Here is a 1,550-nt window from a genome sequence, read left to right on the forward strand (position 1 = left end):
CTGCGCGACTTCGGGATCGAGAACCGCGAGATGGCGCTGCTGATGATCCAGGGCGGCGATGCGCTGCGCGCCGCCCGCCGCGACGTGCAGGACTACGGCCTCGCGCTCTCCGCGGTCGACGCCGGGCGGATCGAGACGGCGAACGACCGGCTCGCCCGGCTCGGGCTGGTGACGCAATACGTGGGCCAGCAGCTTGCGCTCGCCGTGGTGCCGGCGCTCGGCGAGTTCGCCCTGGCCCTCACCGAGAGCCTGCGCGAGGGCGGGGCGCTGCGCATCGTGATCGACGGGCTGATCGACAACCTCGACCGGCTCGCCACCTACGCGGGCGTGCTCACGGCGGGCATCGGGGTGCGCTTTGCCGGGGCCTTCGTGGCGGCGCGGCTCGCCACGGTCTCGCTGACGGGCGCGCTCACGCTGCTGCGCGGGGCGCTGATCCGCACCGGCATCGGCGCGCTGATCGTAGGGGCGGGCGAGCTCGTCTACCAGTTCACCCGGCTCGTCAGCGGGGCGGGGGGCTTCGGCAACGCGATGACCCTGCTGGGCGACGTGGCGGTGGGCGTGTGGCGCGGCATCGTCGCCTCGGCCCGGGCGATCCCGGCCGGGCTCGGGGCGGTGTGGTTCACCGTGCGCGCGGCCTTCCTCGATCTCGTCACCGCCCTCGGGCGGGCCTGGGCGGACTTCGTGCATGCGCTGGCCGACAGCCTGCGCGACGTGCCCGGGCTGGAGGACACCTGGGCGAGCGTCGCCAACAGTGCCATCGCCGCCGGCGCGCGGGTCTACGCGTTCGCGGCGGCTGCAGAGGATGCGCGCGGGCGGGCGGCGGCTCTCGGCGCGGCTGCGGCGGGCATCGTCTCCGAGGGCTTCGCCGAGGCGCGGGCGGCGGCCGACGCGCTGATCGCCGTGGTGCGCAGCACGGGCGCCGAGAGCGACGCTGCAGCCGCCGCCGTGACCCGCCTCAACGCCGCCATGGCCGGGCTCGGCGATGACGACGCCGGGGGCGGCAAGGGCAAGCCCAAGGGCGACGGCAAGGGCGACGGCAAGGGCGCCGACGCTCGCACGAAGAATCTCACCAGTTCGCTGGGCGAGGCGCGCACGGCGCTCGACGATGTGCGCGACGCAAGCCGGCAGGCCTTCTCCGGGCTCATCACCGGCGCCACCACGGCGCGGGATGCGGTCTCGGGGCTCCTCGACCGCTTCGCCGATCTCGCCGCCAACGAGGCCTTCGACGTGCTCTTCGGCAGCGGCGGGAAGGGGGGCGGTGGCTCGCTCTTCGACAGCCTGTTCGGCAGCAGCTCCGGTGGCAAGGGCAGCAGCGGCAGCGGCGGCGGGCTGCTGTCCTTCGCCGGCGACCTGCTCTCGATCATCCCGGGCTTTGCCACCGGCACCGACAGCGCGCCGGGCGGGCTCGCCTGGGTGGGCGAGCAGGGGCGCGAGCTCGTCAACCTGCCGCGCGGCAGCCAGGTGATCCCGAACCACCGGCTCGGCGGGCTCGCGCAGGGCGGGGCGGCGGCGGCCCCGGAGATCGACCTGCATGTCACCTCGTCCTTCGA

The 1,550-nt window shown here is 75.1% G+C and carries 1 pseudogene; it reads left to right on the top strand.

The features are described 5' to 3' along the window. Positions 1–1,550 (top strand): annotated as a pseudogene (locus D3P35_RS25760) (hypothetical protein); the annotation flags it as partial.

The organism is Oceanicella sp. SM1341 (assembly GCF_003448965.1).
GTDB lineage: Bacteria > Pseudomonadota > Alphaproteobacteria > Rhodobacterales > Rhodobacteraceae > Paroceanicella.